This window comes from Bacteroides sp. RCH18, assembly GCF_058231005.1.
Window position 1 is genome coordinate 382896 of record NZ_JBIPTC010000001.1, and the last position, 20867, is coordinate 403762.

At 43.4% G+C, this 20867-nt stretch carries 11 protein-coding genes; 8 read left to right on the forward strand and 3 right to left on the reverse strand.

Annotated features, from left to right (window positions below):
• Nucleotides 1-126 precede the first annotated feature (126 nt).
• From ACHLI0_RS01465 to ACHLI0_RS01500, 8 genes are all read left to right on the forward strand, one after another.
• Entirely contained in the window at nucleotides 127-1866 is a 1740-nt protein-coding gene (locus tag ACHLI0_RS01465) for a thrombospondin type 3 repeat-containing protein (protein WP_022470289.1), read from the forward strand.
• A 73-nt stretch (nucleotides 1867-1939) separates the two neighbouring features.
• Entirely contained in the window at nucleotides 1940-2608 is a 669-nt protein-coding gene (locus tag ACHLI0_RS01470) for a DUF3826 domain-containing protein (RefSeq protein ID WP_054958977.1), read from the forward strand.
• 245 nt (nucleotides 2609-2853) lie between these two features.
• Entirely contained in the window at nucleotides 2854-3783 is a 930-nt protein-coding gene (locus ACHLI0_RS01475) for a glycoside hydrolase family 43 protein (RefSeq protein ID WP_061473195.1), read from the forward strand.
• A 51-nt stretch (nucleotides 3784-3834) separates the two neighbouring features.
• A complete protein-coding gene (locus ACHLI0_RS01480) occupies nucleotides 3835-7164 on the forward strand; it encodes an MGH1-like glycoside hydrolase domain-containing protein (protein ID WP_490748290.1) in 3330 nt (1109 codons plus the stop codon).
• Nucleotides 7165-7278: 114 nt separating this feature from the next.
• On the forward strand, nucleotides 7279-10140 hold the full coding sequence (locus ACHLI0_RS01485) for a glycoside hydrolase family 78 protein (protein WP_490748291.1): 2862 nt from the start codon (nucleotides 7279-7281) through the stop codon (nucleotides 10138-10140).
• A gap of 36 nt (nucleotides 10141-10176) precedes the next feature.
• A complete protein-coding gene (locus ACHLI0_RS01490) occupies nucleotides 10177-11514 on the forward strand; it encodes a glycoside hydrolase family 28 protein (RefSeq protein ID WP_490748292.1) in 1338 nt (445 codons plus the stop codon).
• Between the two features lie 37 nt (nucleotides 11515-11551).
• The gene (locus ACHLI0_RS01495) at nucleotides 11552-13513 is read left to right on the forward strand and encodes a 6-O-methylesterase (RefSeq protein ID WP_490748293.1); all 1962 of its coding nucleotides are present in this window, start codon (nucleotides 11552-11554) and stop codon (nucleotides 13511-13513) included.
• A gap of 170 nt (nucleotides 13514-13683) precedes the next feature.
• Nucleotides 13684-14466 carry a patatin-like phospholipase family protein gene (locus ACHLI0_RS01500; RefSeq protein ID WP_217740974.1) on the forward strand — a complete coding sequence of 261 codons (783 nt, stop codon included), beginning with the start codon at nucleotides 13684-13686 and terminating at the stop codon, nucleotides 14464-14466.
• On the opposite strand, the gene ACHLI0_RS01505 is transcribed toward ACHLI0_RS01500, so the two are convergent.
• From ACHLI0_RS01505 to ACHLI0_RS01515, 3 genes are all read right to left on the reverse strand, one after another.
• The gene (locus tag ACHLI0_RS01505) at nucleotides 14454-15341 is read right to left on the reverse strand and encodes an SDR family NAD(P)-dependent oxidoreductase (protein ID WP_490748294.1); all 888 of its coding nucleotides are present in this window, start codon (nucleotides 15339-15341) and stop codon (nucleotides 14454-14456) included. The genes ACHLI0_RS01500 and ACHLI0_RS01505 overlap by 13 nt on opposite strands.
• A gap of 175 nt (nucleotides 15342-15516) precedes the next feature.
• A complete protein-coding gene (locus tag ACHLI0_RS01510) occupies nucleotides 15517-19389 on the reverse strand; it encodes a family 78 glycoside hydrolase catalytic domain (protein WP_490748295.1) in 3873 nt (1290 codons plus the stop codon).
• Entirely contained in the window at nucleotides 19382-20833 is a 1452-nt protein-coding gene (locus ACHLI0_RS01515) for a glycoside hydrolase family 140 protein (protein WP_011107572.1), read from the reverse strand. Before ACHLI0_RS01515 ends, ACHLI0_RS01510 begins: the two co-directional genes overlap by 8 nt.
• Between the last annotated feature and the right edge of the window lie 34 nt (nucleotides 20834-20867).

Consider the following 20867-nt stretch of genomic DNA (forward strand, 5'->3'; position numbering starts at 1 on the left):
TTGTCTGGATTAAAAAAGAAAATCTATTCCACTAAATAAAAAACTCTTTTTCCTGATTACAAACTCTTTTCTCTCTCGTCTTATTATTGTATTTTTGAATTAACAATCTCACAAAACCCAATAAAAATGAAGAAGAAACATGTACTTTTAGTAGCTTTTGCTGCTGCAATATTGACTCCGACTGTTGTCTGGGCACAATACCCGCAAATAAATGACGAAGCCAAAGAAAATTATAAAAAGATGATGACAGAAGAACGTCGTCTCTCTGATGAAGCATGGGAGAAAGCGTTACCAATAGTACTGAAAGAAGCCAAAGAGGGACGTCCTTATATTTCATGGGCCGGTCGTCCTTATGACTTGCCACAGGCTAAAATACCTTCGTTTCCGGGTGCTGAAGGAGGCGGAATGTATAGTTTTGGTGGCCGTGGTGGTAAGGTAATTACGGTTACAAATCTGAATGACCGTGGTCCGGGTTCTTTCCGTGAGGCGTGTGAGACTGGTGGTGCCCGTATCATTGTGTTTAATGTTTCCGGTATTATCAAATTGAATTCTCCGATTATCGTTCGTGCTCCTTACGTTACTATTGCCGGACAGACAGCACCGGGTGATGGTGTCTGCATTGCCGGAGAATCATTTTGGGTGGATACACACGACGTAGTTGTACGTCATATGAGATTCCGTCGTGGAGAAACAAAAGTATGGCATCGTGACGACTCTTTCGGTGGTAATCCGATTGGTAATATCATGATAGACCACTGTTCATGTACATGGGGACTGGACGAAAATATATCTTTCTACCGTCATATGTACGATCCGAGTGAAGGTCAATATGAAAGCAAGGATTTGAAGCTTCCGACAGTCAATGTAACTATTCAGAATACAATTTCTGCGAAAGCGCTGGATACCTATAACCATGCATTCGGCAGTACGCTGGGAGGTGAGAACTGTGCATTTATGCGTAACCTTTGGGCCAGCAACTCTGGTCGCAATCCGTCTGTAGGCTGGAATGGAGTATTCAACTTCGTTAATAATGTAGTATTTAATTGGGTGCATCGTTCTTCTGATGGTGGCGATTATACCGCCATGTTCAATATGATCAATAACTATTATAAACCCGGTCCTGCTACTCCAAAGAATAATACGGTAGGCTGCCGTATTCTGAAACCGGAAGCCGGACGCAGTAAACTGAATTATAAGGTATACGGTCGCGTGTATGCTGATGGTAACGTTATGGAAGGCTATCCGGAAATCACGAAAGATAACTGGAATGGTGGTATCCAAATCGAGAGTCAGCCAAATACAGAGGGATATACTGAGAATATGCGGAGCTATGAGCCGTTTGCAATGCCTTATATCAAAATTACATCAGCTAATGATGCTTATGATTATGTGACAAAACATGTTGGTGCCAATATACCCTGCCGTGATATCGTGGACGAACGCATCATAGAAGAAGTAAAAACAGGTATTCCTTATTATGACAAGAAACTTGCGAAGGATGCTAATGGTGATCTTACAGGCTTGTCTCCTAAGTCAATGGGAGAAGACGGTCAGTTTAAATATCGTCGTTTACCTAAAGATTCTTATAAGATAGGTATCATTACTGATATTCGTCAGATGGGTGGTTTCCCCGAATATAAAGGAACTCCGTATGTGGATACGGATGGTGACGGTATGCCGGATGAATGGGAAATTGCTAATGGATTGAATCCGAATGATCCAAGTGATGCTAATAAAGATTGTACAGGTGACGGATATACGAATATTGAAAAGTATATCAATGGAATCAGTACAAAACACAAAGTAGACTGGAGAGATTTAAAAAATAACTACGATACATTGGCTGAGAAAGGAAAATTAATGTAATCTGCAACTGGTATCGGTATAAGATGCCGGAACTGGGTTTCCTTTTGGCATATGGTATAAAAAATAAGATGAAATGAAAAAGATAGTTTTAATGTCTCTGTTGTTGCTTTGCGGTTGGATATCTGCCGGAGCAGTCGATTTGAACAAAGAGAATCGTGATCCGAAATATGTAGAGTCTATAGTCAATCGTTCGCAGAAAATTGTAGATAAACTAGGACTTACGGATGTGAAAGCAGCCGAAGACGTTTGTAATATTATTGCCAATCGCTATTTCGAACTGAATGATATTTATGAAATACGTGATGCAAAAGTAAAAACCGTTAAGGAATCAGGTTTGACCGGTGATGCGAAAAATGAAGCGTTGAAGGCTGCTGAAAATGAAAAAGATGCAGCTTTGTACCGTTCTCACTTTGCTTTTCCTGCCAGTTTATCTCTCTTTTTGAATGAGGAACAGATAGAAGCCGTAAAAGATGGAATGACTTATGGCGTAGTGAAAGTGACTTATGAAGCTACGCTTGATATGATTCCTTCTTTGAAAGAAGAAGAAAAGGTACAAATCTATGCTTGGTTGGTGGAAGCGCGTGAGTTTGCCATGGATGCGGAAAATTCAAATAAGAAACATGCGGCTTTCGGCAAGTACAAAGGACGTATCAACAATTATCTGGCTAAGCGGGGATATAATTTGACGAAAGAACGTGAAGAGTGGGCCAAACGTGTGAAAGCACGGGGAGGAACGCTGTAAAAGTATAGAATCTGGTAAGAAAGGATTGGTAACCAATGAGATACTATAAAAAGAAGTGGAATTCTTTCCCATTATTAAATGGTTAGTTTGTTTGATGGAGGAAAGGGTGGCTCGGAGAGTCGCCCTTTTTATCGTCTCTAAATTTTGATTCTGACGAATCTTCCAATCTATTTGAGTACAAATCCGGCTTTTCATCGTCTCTGTATAAAGGATATTAGTATAGTGTAAAAGAATCAATCATAGAAATGGGAAAGTTAAGAAATACATTAGCTGCAATAAGCATCCTGCTTTTAGCTTCTTGTGGAGGGAATAAAGATTATTATATGTTCACTTCATTTCATGAGCCGGCTGATGAAGGTTTGAGATATCTGTATAGTGAAGACGGAATGCACTGGGACAGTATTCCCGGTGTCTGGCTGAAGCCGGAATTGGGACAACATCGCCTGATGCGTGACCCTTCCATGGTGCGTACACCGGATGGTACTTATCATTTGGTATGGACCACCAGCTGGAAAGGGGATTTAGGCTTTGGTTATGCAAATTCCAAAGACTTGATTCACTGGTCGGAGCAACAAATGATTCCTGTAATGGCAGACGAACCGACCACTGTCAATGTATGGGCTCCGGAGATTTTTTATGATGACGAGAGCGAACAGTTTATGGTAGTATGGGCTTCATGTGTACCAGGTCGTTTTGAAAAGGGAATCGAAGAAGAAGAGAATAATCATCGTTTATACTACATCACTACAAGGGATTTTAAGACAGTATCCAAGACGAAAGTATTATATGATCCCGGTTTCAGCTCAATCGACGCTGTCATTGTAAAGCGTGCGAAAAATGATTATGTAATGGTACTCAAAGATAATACACGTCCCGAACGTAATCTGAAAATTGCTTTTTCAGACTCTCTGACAGGACCTTATTCGCCGTCATCACAACCATTTACCGAATCGTTTGTAGAGGGACCGTCTGTCGAGAAATTAGGTGATGATTATCTGATCTATTTTGATGTTTATAAAAAGAAAATATACGGTGCCATGTGTACCCGTGATTTTAAGAACTTCACGGATATCACAGAAAGTGTGAGTGTGCCTGTCGGGCATAAACACGGAACCATCTTTAAAGCTTCAGAATCAGATGTTAAAACATTGCTGGAAGAAAGCAAGAAGAAATAAACTTAAACCGGATAAGTTGAATCCGGAATAAACTAAAACCTGAAATAAATCATGAACAACTCAACGAAGATTCTTCTTGTATTGGCTGCCGGATGGATGGCGACTACCATTCAGGCGCAGACTCCGCAGGATAGAATCCATTACACAGGAAAAGAATTATCGAATCCCACCTATCACGACGGACAATTATCTCCGGTAGTGGGAGTGCATAATATTCAACTGGTGCGTGCCAATCGCGAGCATCCGGAAGCGTTGAACGGCAATGGATGGACTTACAATCATCAGCCTATGCTGGCTTACTGGAACGGTCAGTTTTATTATCAGTATTTGGCAGATCCGTCAGATGAACATGTACCACCTTCCCAAACGTTCCTCATGACCTCGAAAGACGGTTATCAATGGACAAATCCGGAAATAGTATTCCCTCCTTACAAAGTGCCGGACGGATATACCAAAGAATCCCGTCCGGGTATGCAGGCAAAAGACTTGATTGCTATCATGCACCAGCGTGTAGGCTTTTATGTATCTAAGTCGGGCAGATTGATTACGATGGGAAATTACGGAGTAGCTTTGGATAAGAAAGATGATCCGAACGACGGAAACGGTATCGGTCGGGTAGTACGTGAGATTAAGAAGGACGGTTCGTTCGGACCGATTTATTTCATTTATTACAATCATGGATTCAACGAAAAGAATACCGATTATCCCTATTTTAAAAAGAGCAAAGACCGGGAGTTCGTAAAGGCTTGTCAGGAAATACTGGATAATCCGCTTTATATGATGCAATGGGTAGAAGAAGCTGACCGTGAAGATCCGATCATTCCACTGAAAAAAGGATATAAAGCATTCAACTGCTATACATTGCCCGATGGACGCATTGCGAGTCTTTGGAAACACGCTTTGACTTCGATCAGTGAAGATGGGGGACATACCTGGGCAGAACCGGTGCTTCGTGCAAAAGGATTTGTCAACAGTAATGCGAAAATCTGGGGACAACGTCTGAGCGATGGAACCTACGCTACGGTTTATAATCCGTCGGAATTCCGCTGGCCGTTGGCTATCTCATTGAGTAAGGACGGATTGGAGTATACTACATTAAACTTAGTACATGGTGAAATTACTCCGATGCGCTATGGAGGAAATTACAAATCATATGGTCCTCAATATCCCCGTGGCATTCAGGAAGGAAACGGAGTGCCTGCAGATGGTGATTTATGGGTTTCATATAGTGTGAATAAAGAAGATATGTGGATTTCCCGCATTCCTGTTCCGGTAGAGATTAATGCTTCTGCACATGCGGATGATGATTTTTCGAAATTTGGATCAATAGCTGAGTTGACCAACTGGAATATTTACTCTCCGGTTTGGGCACCGGTTTCTTTAGAAGGAGCTTGGCTGAAGCTACAGGATAAAGATCCCTTCGACTATGCGAAGGTAGAACGTAAGATTCCGGCTTCGAAAGAATTGAAAGTCTCATTTGATTTGTTGGCAGAACAGAATGATAAAGGTAGACTTCAAATTGACTTCCTGGATGGGAACAGCATTGCCTGTTCGCGATTGGAACTCACTCCGGACGGTATTTTCCGTATGAAAGGTGGGTCACGTTTTGCAAATATGATGAACTATGAAGCAGGAAAGACTTATCATGTAGAAGCTGTTCTTTCGACTGCCGATCGTAATATTCAAGTGTATGTGGATGGTAAGAGGGTAGGGCTGCGTATGTTTTATGCTCCGGTAGCAACGATTGAACGGATCGCTTTCCGTACCGGAGAAATGCGTACATTCCCGACTGTGGATACTCCTGCCGACCAAACGTATGATTTGCCCGATGCAGGCGGACAGGAACCATTGGCAGAATATCGTATAGCCAATGTAAAGACTTCGTCCACTGGTAAGGACGCTTCTTCCGCTTTTTTGAAATATGCAGACTTTAGTCATTATGCCGAATCTTTCAATGGCATGGAAGATGAAAATATTGTTCAGGCAATTCCCAATGCCAAAGCTTCGGAATGGATGGAAGAAAATATCCCTTTGTTTGAATGCCCGCAGCGTAATTTTGAAGAAATGTATTATTATCGTTGGTGGTCATTGCGCAAGCATATCAAGGAGACTCCCGTCGGATATGGTATGACCGAGTTTTTGGTTCAGCGTTCTTATTCGGATAAGTATAACCTGATTGCCTGTGCTATCGGACATCATATTTATGAAAGTCGTTGGCTGCGTGATCCGAAATATCTGGATCAGATTATCCATACATGGTATCGTGGCAATGATGGAGGACCGATGAAGAAGATGGATAAGTTTAGTTCATGGAATGCAGATGCTGTACTGGCACGCTATATGGTGGATGGCGATAAGGATTTCATGCTGGATATGACGAAGGATCTGGAAACGGAATATCAGCGTTGGGAACGTACCAACCGTTTGAAGAACGGACTGTATTGGCAGGGTGATGTACAGGATGGCATGGAGGAATCCATCAGTGGCGGCCGAAAAAAGAAATATGCCCGTCCGACGATTAACAGCTATATGTTTGGTAATGCAAAAGCCCTTTCGATAATGGGAATCCTTTCCGGTGATGAAGGAATGGCTATGAGGTATGGTATGAGAGCGGATACATTAAAGAGTCTCGTAGAAAACGATTTATGGAATACACGCCATCAGTTCTTTGAAACGATGCGTACTGACTCTTCCGCCAATGTGCGCGAGGCAATCGGGTATATCCCGTGGTATTTCAATTTACCGGACACAACAAAGAAATATGAAGTTGCCTGGAAAGAAATTATGGATGAGAAAGGATTTTCTGCTCCTTATGGATTGACTACGGCAGAACGCCGTCATCCTGAGTTCCGCACGCGCGGAGTCGGTAAATGTGAATGGGACGGGGCTATCTGGCCGTTTGCTTCTGCACAGACGTTAACTGCCATGGCTAATTTCATGAATAATTATCCTCAGACAGTTTTGTCTGACAGCGTATATTTCCGTCAGATGGAATTGTATGTAGAGTCGCAGTATCATCGTGGACGTCCATATATTGGCGAGTATCTGGACGAAGTAACCGGATATTGGCTGAAAGGCGATCAGGAACGGAGCCGTTACTATAACCATTCTACTTTCAATGATTTGATGATTACCGGACTGGTCGGACTTCGTCCGCGTCTGGATGATACGATAGAGGTGAATCCGCTGATTCCGACAGATAAATGGGATTGGTTCTGTCTGGATAATGTTTTATATCATGGTTATAATCTAACGATTCTTTGGGATAAGAATGGCGATCGTTATCATTGTGGAAAGGGATTGCGTATCTTTGTGAATGGAAAAGAAGTAGGACATACAGATACGTTGACAAGACTTGTTTGCGAGAATGCATTAAAGTGATATATTTAGGCACGGATTACACGGTTTTGCTTCGACTGACCATGTGGGAAGAACCGTGTTCATCCGTGTAATCCGTGCCTAAACGATTATTCATAACGAATTAAAAAACGAATAATGACTTTTAAGAAATATCTTCTTCTTTTACTTTGTCTGCCATGCTTCGTACAGGCAAAGAATATAACGATCAGCCGCCTTACCTGCGAAATGCAGGAAGGGCTGGTGGTCGTTGAAAGCTGTCCCCGTTTGGGATGGGCAATGGAATCACCGGAGAATGGCACGAGACAGACTGCTTATGAAATAGAGATTAGGGAGGCTTTTACCGGACGTTCCGTCTGGAATAGTGGAAAGGTAACTTCTTCACAGAGTCAGCTGGTTCCGACTGAAGGAGCGGATATATGTCTGAATAATCCATTTAATTATAGTTGGCGTGTGCGTGTCTGGGATGAGACGGATACTCCTTCCGAATGGAGTCAGGAATCAAAATTCCGTTTGGCATCCGATGGCTTTTCTTCAGGGAAATGGATCGGCGTCATCACTCGTAAGGATTCGCACCTTCCCGAAGGGCGAAAGTTTCATGGCGGCGAATTGAAGAAACCGGAGGTGAAAGCTGCTTGGGAAGCGGTAGATACTTTGGCAAAGAAAAGTATTTGCTTGCGAAGAACGTTTCAGACAGGAGAGACAAAAGGGAAGAATGCGAATCGGAAATCCGGAAAGAAAATCGTGGAAGCTACTGCGTATGTTTGTGGCCTGGGATTCTATGAGTTTTCTCTGAATGGCAAAAAAATAGGAGATAGTGAATTTGCTCCGCTTTGGAGCGATTATGATAAGAGTGTTTATTATAATACATACGATGTAACAGAGCAGTTACGGGATGGTGAGAATGTTGTAGGAATCTTATTGGGGAATGGATTCTACAATGTACAGGGAGGGCGCTATCGCAAATTGCAGATTAGTTTTGGTCCTCCCACACTTTTATTTGAATTAGTAATCAATTATGAGGATGGAACACGCGAGACGATCCGTTCGGATCATGAGTGGAAATATGATCTGAGTCCGATAACCTTTAATTGTATTTATGGAGGGGAAGATTATGACGCCCGTCGCGAACAGAAAGGATGGAATCAAGTTGGTTTCAATGATAGCCACTGGCGTCCGGTAGTGGTTCAGGAAGCGCCGAAAGGAGTGCTCCGTCCGCAGATGGCACCTCCGGTGAAGATTATGGAACGGTATGATATTCAGAAAGTAACCAAGCTGAATTCAGAACAGGTGATGGCTGCTTCCAAATCTACCAAACGAACAGTAGACCCTTCTGCTATTGTTTTGGATATGGGACAGAATCTGGCCGGTTTTCCGAAGATAACCGTACGTGGTAAACGAGGACAGAAAGTCACCTTGATAGTAGCGGAAGCATTGACGGATGAAGGAGCTTGTAATCAGCGTCAGACAGGGCGTCAGCATTATTATGAATATACACTGAAAGGTGAAGGTGACGAAATCTGGCATCCTCGTTTTTCATATTATGGTTTTCGGTACATTCAGGTAGAAGGTGCTGTATTGAAAGGGCAGAAAAATCCTCAGAAACTGCCTGTCCTTAAAAACATTCAATCCTGTTTTATCTATAATTCGGCAAAGAAAGTCTCTACATTCGAATCTTCCAACCGAATATTCAATGCAGCTCATCGATTGATTGAGAAGGCGGTTCGCAGTAATATGCAATCCGTATTTACTGATTGTCCGCATCGGGAGAAACTCGGATGGCTGGAACAGGTGCACCTCAATGGACCGGGGCTGCTCTATAATTATGATCTGACAGCGTATGCTCCACAGATTATGCAGAATATGGCAGACGCCCAGCATCCGAATGGGGCAATGCCCACAACGGCTCCGGAGTATGTAGTCTTTGAAGGTCCCGGAATGGATGCTTTTGCCGAATCCCCGGAGTGGGGAGGTTCACTGGTTATTTTCCCGTTTATGTACTATGAAACTTACGGGGATGATTCTTTGATTAAGAAGTATTATCAGCATATGCGTCGTTACACTGACTATCTTAAGACTCGGGCAGATAACGGTATTCTTTCTTTCGGATTGGGTGACTGGTATGATTATGGAGATTTCCGCGCCGGATTCTCCCGTAATACACCTGTTCCGTTGGTGGCTACGGCACATTATTATATGACTGTTATGTATCTGATAAAGGCTGCCCGAATGGTAGGTAATGAATTTGACGTTCGTTATTACAGTTCATTGGCATACGATATAATGGTAGCGTTTAACAAACGGTTCCTGGATAGTAATACAGCACAATATGGTACAGGGAGTCAAGCTAGTAATGCACTTCCCATCTTCCTTCAGATGACTCAAAGTGCAGGAGATAAAGGAGATTACACGCCGGATGCAAGTCTGGCTGCCAAAGTGTTGACGAATCTGATTAAAGATGTGGAATCGCACGGCAATCGTTTGACTACCGGAGATGTGGGAAACCGCTATCTGATTCAGACATTGGCACGTAATGGACAGCATGAGCTTATTTATAAGATGTTCAATCATGAAGAAGCTCCCGGATACGGCTTCCAGCTGAAGTTTGGTGCAACTACATTGACGGAGCAGTGGGACCCGCGTCAGGGTTCTTCATGGAATCATTTCATGATGGGACAGATTGATGAATGGTTCTTTAATTCATTGATTGGTATTCGTCCGTCTACAACATTATCAGCTTCTGTAAATGAAAAGGATGAGCCAATGCAAGGTTATCAGAAGTTTGTCATTGCTCCGAAGCCGGTAGGAGACTTGAAATACGTTAAATCAACTTATGAGACTCTCTACGGTACGATTCTGGTAGACTGGACTCGTCAGAACGGAACTTTTACTCTGAATGTATCTGTACCGGTGAATACCACTGCTATCGTTTATCTTCCGGGTGAAAAAGAACCGAAAGAAGTACAAAGCGGGACATATAAGTTTGTTGCTGCCGAATAAGATATAAAAAAGAAGAACTATTTAATAATATAGAATATGAATTTACGAATTACTCTTTTGGCTTTTCTTTGCCTTTGCGCAACAGCGATCCTTCGTGCCGAACGCGTTGATATGTTGAAAGCGGGTGCAAAAGCAAATGGGAAAGCTCTCAATACAAAGCTGATAAATTCAACGATTGACCGTTTGAATCGTGGAGGCGGAGGTACGCTCTTTTTTCCTGCCGGAACGTATCTGACGGGAAGTATCCATCTGAAAAGTAACATTACACTGGAACTGGAAGCCGGAGCTACCCTGCTTTTTTCAGACAACTTTGATGATTATCTTCCTTTTGTAGAAGTACGTCACGAAGGAGTCATGATGAAAAGTTTCCAGCCGTTAATCTATGCGGTTGATGCGGAAAATATTACTATTAAGGGAGAAGGTACACTGGATGGTCAAGGTAAGAAGTGGTGGATGGAGTTCTTTCGTGTAATGATTGACCTAAAAGATAATGGTATGCGTGATATTAATAAATATCAGCCGATGTGGGATGCTCAGAATGATACGACTGCCATCTATGCAGAGACGAATAAAGATTATGTCAGCACTTTGCAGCGTCGTTTTTTCCGCCCTCCGTTCATTCAGCCTGTTCGTTGCAAGAAGGTGAAGATTGAAGGAGTGAAAATTGTCAATTCTCCTTTCTGGACTGTTAATCCGGAGTTTTGTGATAATGTGACCATCAAAGGGATCACAATAAATAATGTCCCTTCTCCCAACACGGATGGAATCAATCCTGAATCCTGCCGGAATGTACATATCAGTGATTGCCATATTTCTGTAGGCGATGACTGCATTACGATTAAATCCGGAAGAGACGCACAAGCCCGCCGCTTGGGAGTGCCGTGTGAGAATATTACTATTACCAATTGTACGATGCTTGCCGGTCATGGTGGTGTAGTGATCGGCAGTGAAATGAGTGGCAGTGTACGTAAGGTCACAATCTCTAACTGTGTATTTGACGGAACCGACCGTGGTATCCGCATCAAGTCAACCCGTGGAAGGGGAGGAGTCGTAGAGGATATCCGTGTCAGCAATATCGTAATGAGTAACATCAAGCAGGAGGCTGTCGTCTTGAATCTGAAATACAGCCAAATGCCTGCAGAAGCAAAGAGTGAGCGTACTCCGATATTTCGTAATGTTCATATCAGTGGTATGACTGTGACGGATGTAAAGACTCCGATTAAAATAGTAGGACTGGAAGAAGCTCCGATTTCTGACATTGTATTGCGTGACATCCATATTCAGGGAGCCAGACAGAAGTGTATCTTTGAAGATTGTGAACGTATCACTATGGATGACGTAATCATTAACGGTGAAGAAATGAAACTGAAATAAACCTCTTGGGAGGTTACATATTTATAAATATAAGAAAATGAAACGAATCCTTTTCTCATTGCTTCTCGCTGCATCTCTTTCGGCAGAAGCACAGACGCAGACATACGAGACGGAATTTGCCCGTCCCTTGAATGAAGTATTGGCAGATGTTCAAAATCGTTTCGGAATCCGTCTGAAATATGATATTGATACGGTAGGAAAGATTTTACCTTATGCTGATTTCCGTATCCGCCCTTATTCTGTAGAAGAATCTTTGACGAATGTGTTGTCACCATTCGATTATAAATTTGTCAGACAGAGCGGTAATCTATATAAGTTGAAGGCTTATGAATATCCTCGTCGTACAGATGCTGACGGAGAAAAAATGCTGGCTTATCTCAATACGCTTTATGCGGATAAGCAGGCTTTTGAACTTCGTGCCGATTCACTGAGAAAAGAGGTCCGTCAACGTTTGGGGATCGATACTTTATTGGCCCAATGTGTAAACTCTACCCCCATTTTATCGAAAATACGGAAGTTTGATGGCTATACTGTGCAGAATTTCGCACTTGAAACTCTTCCGGGACTATATGTTTGCGGGTCTGTTTATACACCTCAATCGAAAGGGAAACACGCTCTGATTATTTGTCCGAACGGACATTTTGGTGGCGGTCGTTATCGGGAAGATCAGCAGCAGCGTATGGGCACATTAGCTCGTATGGGAGCTGTTTGTGTCGATTATGATTTGTTTGGCTGGGGAGAATCAATTCTCCAGGTGGGAAGTGCGGCGCATCGCAGTAGTGCGGCACATACTATTCAGGCAATGAATGGATTGTTGATTCTCGATTATATGCTTGCTTCCCGTAAAGATATCGATACCAAGCGTATTGGTGCCAACGGTGGTTCCGGTGGTGGAACGCATACTGTACTACTGACAACGTTGGATGACCGTTTTACTGCTTCTGCCCCGGTGGTTAGTCTGGCTTCTCATTTCGATGGTGGTTGTCCTTGTGAAAGCGGTATGCCTATTCAGCTATCGGCAGGAGGTACTTGTAATGCTGAACTGGTTGCAACATTCGCTCCCCGTCCGCAATTAGTGGTTTCTGATGGCGGGGACTGGACAGCAAGTGTTCCTGCACTTGAATTTCCGTATTTGCAGCGTATCTATGGATTCTATGATGCGAAAGACAACGTGACGAACGTTCATCTTCCCAAAGAAAAACATGATTTCGGTCCGAATAAAAGAAATGCAGTCTATGATTTCTTTGCCGAAGTCTTCGATTTAGATAAAAAGATGTTGGATGAGAGTAAAGTAACTATCGAACCGGAGTCTGCCATGTACAGTTTTGGAGAGAAAGGGGAGTTACTACCGGAAAATGCAATTCGTTCGTTCGACAAGGTGGCTGCTTATTTTGATAAGAAGGCTTTTGCCAAATTGAAATCGGATGCTTTTCTTGAAAAGAAAGCAATGGAATGGGTAGCTTCACTCAATCTGGATGATGAAAAGAAATCAGGTTTTGCGGTGACGACTATTTATAATCATCTTCGCCAGGTTCGAGACTGGCATAATGATCATCCATATACGACAATACCTGCGGGTATCAATCCTACAACGGGCAAACCGTTAACTCAGCTCGAACGTGAGATAATAGCAGACTCAGCTATGCCCAAGGAGGTTCATGAAAGACTGATGAAAGGGTTGCGCAGAGTACTGACGGAAGAACAAGTTGAGCAGATTTTAGATAAATATACAGTTGGCAAAGTCGCTTTTACCATGAAAGGGTATCAGGAGATTGTTCCTGATATGACGGAGGAAGAAACAGCCTTTATACTTGAACAGCTGAAACTGGCTCGCGAACAAGCTGTTGATTACAAAAGCATGAAACAGATATCTGCTATCTTTAAAGCTTATAAAACGAAGATCGAACTGTATTTCTATGAACATGGCCGTAACTGGCGCCAAATGTATAAAGACTATGCAGAAAAGCGAAAGGCGGAAAAAGCAAAGGAAGGGAAATAGAGCCTCAAAGATACTTTTTTATTAATGCATACTATAAGCAGCAATATCTCTGACATAGAGAGAATTGCTGCTTTTTGCTTCATTTGCTTGTAGAATAATAGAGCTGGTCGGACATCTTTTATTGCGGAAAATGTGTTATATTGTGGACAGCTAATAAAAACGTATATTATATGGATAAGCAAAAAGTAGCATTAGTCCTTTCTATGGGTGGCGCACGTGGTATTGCGCATATTGGAGTTATTGAAGAATTGTTACGTCATAATTTCGAGATAACTTCTATTGCCGGAAGCTCGATGGGAGCGATGGTAGGCGCAATGTATGCTTCGGGAAAGCTGGAGGAATGTAAAGAATGGCTCTATAGCTGGGATAAACGTAAGATGTGGGAACTGGCGGATCTGACATTAAGTCGGGACGGCTTGGTGAAGGGAGATCGTTTTATCAAAGAACTGAAGCAGATTATTCCCGTTATGAATATTGAAGATTTGCCTATACCATACGTAGCAATGGCTACTGATATTGTTTGCGATCAGGAAGTGAGGTTCGATAGTGGTAATTTGTATGATGCTATCCGTGCTACTATTTCTATACCGATGCTCTTCCGGCCTTTACGGAAAGATGGTATGGTTCTGATTGACGGAGGAATACTGAATCCCCTTCCGCTGAATCAGGTGCATCGTACGGAAGGGGATATTCTGATAGCAGTCGATGTCAATGCTCCGATTGATTGCGGTAAGAAAAAGAAAATGAGTCCTTATAACTTGTTGACAGAATCTTCAAGAATGATGATGCAGCAAATTACCCGTTATCAAATAGAACGTTGTCAGCCGGATATCTTAATTCAGATGTCCGGCAATGCTTATGATATGCTGGAGTTCCATCATGCAGCTTCTATTGTGGAGACGGGAATAGAGATTACACGGGATGCGTTGAATACAGAACTTTATTCCGTATAAATCATCTTTTTCGTCATACCTCCGTCAATGGTTATATTCTCACCATTGATAAAATCATTCTCATCCCGGCAGAGAAATAAACACATACGGGCAATATCTTCCGGTTTGCCCACTCGTCGGGAAGGGTGCTGAGAATGGTCTTCCGGTCGGAGCTGATCATAATCTTGTGTTTGTATCCACCCCGGAGCAATGGAGTTTACTGTGATATTCCATTCGGATAATGATAAAGCTAATGCATGAGTCAGAGAATAGATACCACCTTTGGAAGCTGCATAACCTTCACTTCCCGGTTCACTCATCAAATAACGTGTTGAGCAGATATTAATGATTCTTCCATAAGGATTAGAATCAGACTGTGCTTTACGATGAATGGCAAATAACCGTGAAGTAATAAATACAGGACGAAGATTGACAGAAAGAATCTTGTCGAAATCTTCGACACTTGTTTCTGTAATGGAAGAAAATTTGCTGATACCGACATTGTTGATGAGGATGTCAATGTCCTTCCATTCATCCAATATCTGTTGCATACAGCTTTCAAGTGCTTCTTTATCACTAACGTCAACAGGATGAAATATGGCTCCGGTATCTCTTGCCGTTTGTTGACCGGACACAGCATTAATGTCACAGAAGGCTACTTGATGTCCGTCTTTACAGAATGCTTCTACTATTGCTCTCCCTATGCCTTCCGCTCCGCCTGTCACGAATACTCTTTTTTTCAGGCTGTCCGGTTTTGAAACTATTTCACCTGCTACCTCCGTTTTGACTTGACTGCTGGTAGTCGTTTTCTTTTTCCCATATTTCTGTGCCTGTTTCCAAGCAGCTTTTCTAGCCTCGTATTGTTCTTGTTGTCTTTCTATATAATTATCTGCCATGATTGTTTTACATTTAAATCTGAGGAACAAAAATAATATATTTATGTGGTCTATGCAATTTATACAGCAATTAGGAGTATTGATAAACCTGTAAACAACAAAATACCGCACTGATACGATAATTGTCAGTGCGGTATAATGATAACAGAGAATCTGTTTTTCTTTTATTCAGCTACTACTTAAACTTTGAGAGATCTATCTCCGTATACTTGATCCGTTGGCGACGCCAGGTATAGATTGCATGTAACTTTCCATCTTTTCCCTGAATAATGCTTGGATAAGAATATTGGCTGATAGGGCTGTCTTCTAATGTCAGAATCGGTTTCCAGTTGATTCCATCTTCTGATATGGCTACGCAGAGAGGAGTACGGGGACCTTTTGGTGTGCCTGACAATGTGGAGAAATGATTGTAAATGAGAATGTGACGTCCGTCACTCATTGTCACGGCATCTGTTCCGGAATTGTTGTTCGGAACATTGCTTAATGTCACTTTACTCCATGTTTCACCATTGTCGCTGCTCCATGATGTTGCAATCTTTGCATTGCGTGTACGGCAAAGTACCTGCAATCTTCCATCCTTATGCTTTAGAATACTGGGTTGGATGGCAAGAATCGGTTGTGCCCCTTCTCCCTGGATAGCTTCTCCCGCTTCCTGATCATCTACGTTAATACCACCTTTTTTACGGTTCTGAGTCGGGACAGACAGTTCGGCAGGTACCGACTCTGTCGTTTTCCAGGTTTTGCCTTTATCATCCGAATATTCAAAATGAATACGCCATCCCCCTTTGCCCTCTCTGCTTGACGGGCAGATGATGCGACCGTTGATGTATTCCGGTTTGTTCTTGATAGGACCTAGAAATCCTTCCGGCAAGGCTTCGCGTTTGCCCCAAGTTTTCCCACCGTCTTTTGAACGAACCAGCCAGCCGGTCCAGTCGCCTACATTTAATCCTATTTTGTAGAACAGAATTAAATCTCCTCCCGGTATCTGGAAAAGTACAGGATTCCAGCAAGCTTTCCGGCGGGCAGTCAGTTTTCCTTTGGCATCCAGTACAGGAGTGCAGGTCGAATCTATGCCGGCTAAAGCAGCCTGCGAATCTTTGAGTGAAAAAACTCCGTCGGCAGCCAGCTTGGGAGCCGTCCATTCTTTGGCACCTTTGGGCTTGCGGCAAACCCAGATACAGCAATCCGGATTACGTTCTTTGGTTCCACCGAAGAAAGAAGCAACGAGGTCACCGTTTTTCAGTTCTACAATGGTCGCCCCGTGACATTCCGGGAAAGAAGCTTTCTCGTATAGAAATTCATCGCTGATGATGGCAGCATTCCGTGTCGGTATATCTACGCTGAAATGATATTTGCCGGAACCTATTTTTTCTTTTCGTCCATCCGGCAGATGTACTTCTCCTGTAGTATTGGCAGGAAGTTCGATATCCCATTCCAAATGCATAGGAGTCTTTTTCCATCGGCTGGTAATCTTTCCGTAGATACTCATATAAGAAGCATCCACATTACTCAATTCCTGAATTTCGAAAGCAGGCTGGAAAACAATATGTTTGTAACCGGATTTCCAACGGTCGGCACGGATACCTGCCAGATTGTTGAAACACCAGGGGAGTAAGTCTCCTAATAACATAACATGATTTCCGCTGTTCATTCCGGGATTTGCCGTGTCACCGTTCCAAAGTTCCCAAATAGTGGTGGCACCTTGTGCTGCCATATATCCCCATGAAGGATATGTATCATTGGTGGCCAACAGATAAGCTACATCTGCATGCCCCCGACGACTCAATTCACGCATCAGCCATTGCGTACCGATTACTCCGGTACTGATATGCCCTTTGTTCGTTGTAATAATGGTGGTTACTGCATTCTTTGCTACTTCTTTGATATGCGCTTTGGGCACGAGACCGAAGGCAAGTGGCAGAATATTAGCTGTTACAGTATTATTCCCGTAGAAAACACTATCCGGATACAGAGTATGACCGGGTACAAGTGAAGTACCTTCCTTTATATGCAGGAAATGTGCATTGAATGCATCCTTCATTTTATGTTCCAGGTCTTCCCACTCTTTGGCATCCGCAGTCAATCCCTGAAGACTGGCGAAGCGATGCATCAGTTGCAACACTTTCAGGTAATAGGCAGTAGCAATCAAGGCACCATCCGTTTTGCGGGCAGGATCTTGACTGTGAATCATTTCCAACGATTCGGGTGGAACACACCAGTCTCCATATTTATCTTTGGTGATGATGTAGTCCTTTGTCATATAATACTCACGGATGTGCGATATCCATTTCTTGATAGCCGGATAATTATCTTCTATCGGACGTATGTCTCCATAATTGGTGAAGAGCATATCACAGACTAGGGGCAGGGTAGCAGGCCATGTGACATTATCCGAATAATAGTTCCAGTAAGCCGGAGCTACATCAGGAATACAGCCGTCTTCGCGCTGTGCTTCGCGGATATCACGTGCCCATTTGTTGTACATGGCATGATTGTCGAAGAACATACTTTCTCCCCAAGAGCCCATTGCATGATCTCCCAGCCAGGGCTGACGTTCGTTACGCTGGGGACAGTCTACCGGCATACCTTTATAGTTACTCCGAATCCCCCAGAATGCATTACGTATAACTTGGTTCAATGTTTCGTCCGAACAGGAAAAAGAGCCTGTATGATCCATCTCATCTTCTACGACTTCCACTACGAAATCCTCGGTCTTGGCATCCGGATATCCGCTGATTTCCACATAACGGAAACCATGATATACAAAACGGGGAGCCCAGGTGGCACCTTGCGGTTCACGTCCGCTAACTACATATATATCCGTACAATGTGCGTCGCGCAGATTTTTCGTGAAGATTTCTCCATCTGCTTCCAGACGTTCTGCAAAATGAAGACGAATGCTGTCGCCTGCCTGGCCTTTGATACGGAAACGTACCCATCCTGCCAGATTCTGACCAGTATCCATAATGTATTTGTCACCCATTTTTTGGATAGAAACAGGTTTCAGCGTTTCCGTTACTTTCATCCCCGGCATCATTTGAGCACGAAGTGTACCCGAAGGAATACTGACGCGTTCTGCCGGCATCCATTTTGTATCGTCATAACCTGTCTGCGTCCAGCTCCCCAGTTCTTTGCGGGCGTCATATTCTTCGCCGTCATATTCGTTATTGCTGCGGACAGGACCTTCGGTTGTCAGTTTCCATGAAGTATTCGTAGCGATTGTCTCCTTACTGCCATCAGCATATTCAACGATCAGATTCAGGCGTAGTTTGGGATATCCGAAGGTCGGAATCTTGTATGGCTTGTAATTCTGACGCATGGTATAAAAACGACCATTGCCTAAAGTAACACCGATGGCGTTCTCTTGCTGAAGTTGGGAAGTGACATCGTATGTGTTATACAAGATTGTCTTCCGGTAATCGGTAGGAGCGGGGGCTAGTACCTGATCACCTATGCGTTGTCCGTTGATGAACAGTTCATACAATCCCATTCCGGCAATGTGCACTGTGGCACGCTTTATTTCTTTCTTCAAGGCAAATTCCTTGCGAAGATAACGGGCTGCCAGGCGGCTCCATTGAGTTTCACTGTCCCCCGGAGCTGCACGGTCCAGACCGATCCACTGACCTTGCCAGTCTGCTTCATTGAATAGTCCCATGCTCCAGAAAGCCGGACTACTCCAATCACTTTCACCTTTATTGGTGTAAACCTTCACCTTCCAGAAGTAGGGAGCATTGCGCTTCAAATTTTCTCCCTGGTAGGTTATCCATTGGGAAGCATCTGTTTCTACTTTTCCGGAATCCCACATATCTCCTTTCCCTTGTGCCAATAGCTCGGGGGAAGATGCAACGAGAATGTGATACGCGGTTTGCATCACATTCTGTTCGTCCGATTCGATACGCCAACCCAGTCGGGGTTGGCGCGTATCGATACCCGACGGATTCTTTAGCTGCTCTGTCCGTAGGTTGGTTACGTCTATGGCTGCACGTATCGGACCTGCTGCAAGAAACAGAACAGAAAAGAATGATAATATAAGTATCTTTTTATTCATGAGTGTCAATTTGATAGCAGTCTTTCTTCACATAATCCTTACTACTGTCTACTACAATCAAGACATGATCGTTTCCGCTGCTGTAGCCGCTGTCGTGCTGGAACTTGTGCACACCGTTGTCAAATTCACCGATATATTCCAGTTTACCATCCTTGGTAGTGTACCACCATGCGTTCTTCTTGGCACCGCTGATTTTGCTGAAATCAACTTCCATCGGGCGTCCGGTGTAGTTATATACCATCAGATAGTCATTGCCGCGTGTTGCGATGGCACGGTCATAACGTTCGCCATTCTGTCCGGCGATGACAGACTGATCCGGTACTCGTTCGAAGAATGGGAAAGTCAGCATCAGATTCTTCAGATATTTCATTTGATTATATCCGGGATCATTCAGAGCATCATACCAAGGCTTTTTAGCACCATAAGCACCGCCTACGCCCGGTTTGATAAACTGCATGATGGAGTTATGACCATACGTATGTCCGAAAGAACCGGCAAATACAGACCAGTAAGCGTACCGGCGTACATCATAATCTTTCCAAAGTAATTCGTTCTCATCATGCAGACCGTGCGGTATTTCTTCGTAGATGGGTTCACCGTCTATAACGGGCTTCATCGGTTTCATAGCCATACTGCGTTCTACAAAACGCCAGTTGTCTTCTTCCGTATTTTCTTCGATGGGATAATCTCCGTCACCGAAACGTTGTCCATAACGGCGGTGTCCGCTCTGGAACATATTGAAATCCAGCCACGGTGCATTGTTGAACCAAGTAGCAGAAGTCGTTCTGCCACGCGGGTGGAAGGTCATCAGATGGTTCTTGTCGATTGCTTTGATGGAGGTTGCCAATGCTTCCCATTCGGCAGTCTTCACATCACCACGGATATCCCCACCGATAAACCAGATAATGTTAGGTTCGTCTTTATAGCGTTCTGCCAGGAACTTGCCGTATGCTTTTGCCTGATCTACATTCATTTCGCCATGACTTACCGGACTTCCCCAGATGCAGACCATGCCGATATAAAGACCTTTCTTTGCTGCGGTACGGATAATGTAATCCATATGATCCCAATAACCATATACACCTTTCTGATTGATATTCTTGAAGTTGTAGCCGTCAGTCATGGAATACTGTCCGTAGATATTCATAGACGGGACATTATTCAATGTCTGAACCTGAATCACGTTATATCCGCGGCGTTTGCATTGTTCCAGATAATATTCGGCTTCGTCACGATTCAGACGTTCAGGCAGCAGCCAGCCGGTTTCTCCCAGCCAGAAGAAAGGAGTGCCGTTTTCGTGTTTCAGATAACGTCCTTCTTCAGAAACGACGAGTTTGCCGTTGCTCCATGGGATATACGTCTTTTGTGTTTTCTTTTGTGCTGCGGCAGAGGTTGCCAATGTCAACAGCAGCAATAAGAGAGGAAGAATCTTAAATTTTCTCATTGTACTTTATCGTTTTTGGAGTTCATATCTTTAC

What these genes read in the sequence shown, in the direction of transcription:
- ACHLI0_RS01465 (WP_022470289.1), top strand. Translation starts at nt 127, where the DNA reads ATGAAGAAGAAACATGTACTTTTAGTAGCTTTTGCTGCTGCAATATTG.
- ACHLI0_RS01470 (WP_054958977.1), top strand. Translation starts at nt 1,940, where the DNA reads ATGAAAAAGATAGTTTTAATGTCTCTGTTGTTGCTTTGCGGTTGGATA.
- ACHLI0_RS01475 (WP_061473195.1), top strand. Translation starts at nt 2,854, where the DNA reads ATGGGAAAGTTAAGAAATACATTAGCTGCAATAAGCATCCTGCTTTTA.
- ACHLI0_RS01480 (WP_490748290.1), top strand. Translation starts at nt 3,835, where the DNA reads ATGAACAACTCAACGAAGATTCTTCTTGTATTGGCTGCCGGATGGATG.
- ACHLI0_RS01485 (WP_490748291.1), top strand. Translation starts at nt 7,279, where the DNA reads ATGACTTTTAAGAAATATCTTCTTCTTTTACTTTGTCTGCCATGCTTC.
- ACHLI0_RS01490 (WP_490748292.1), top strand. Translation starts at nt 10,177, where the DNA reads ATGAATTTACGAATTACTCTTTTGGCTTTTCTTTGCCTTTGCGCAACA.
- ACHLI0_RS01495 (WP_490748293.1), top strand. Translation starts at nt 11,552, where the DNA reads ATGAAACGAATCCTTTTCTCATTGCTTCTCGCTGCATCTCTTTCGGCA.
- ACHLI0_RS01500 (WP_217740974.1), top strand. Translation starts at nt 13,684, where the DNA reads ATGGATAAGCAAAAAGTAGCATTAGTCCTTTCTATGGGTGGCGCACGT.
- ACHLI0_RS01505 (WP_490748294.1), bottom strand. Translation starts at nt 15,341, where the DNA reads ATGGCAGATAATTATATAGAAAGACAACAAGAACAATACGAGGCTAGA.
- ACHLI0_RS01510 (WP_490748295.1), bottom strand. Translation starts at nt 19,389, where the DNA reads ATGAATAAAAAGATACTTATATTATCATTCTTTTCTGTTCTGTTTCTT.
- ACHLI0_RS01515 (WP_011107572.1), bottom strand. Translation starts at nt 20,833, where the DNA reads ATGAGAAAATTTAAGATTCTTCCTCTCTTATTGCTGCTGTTGACATTG.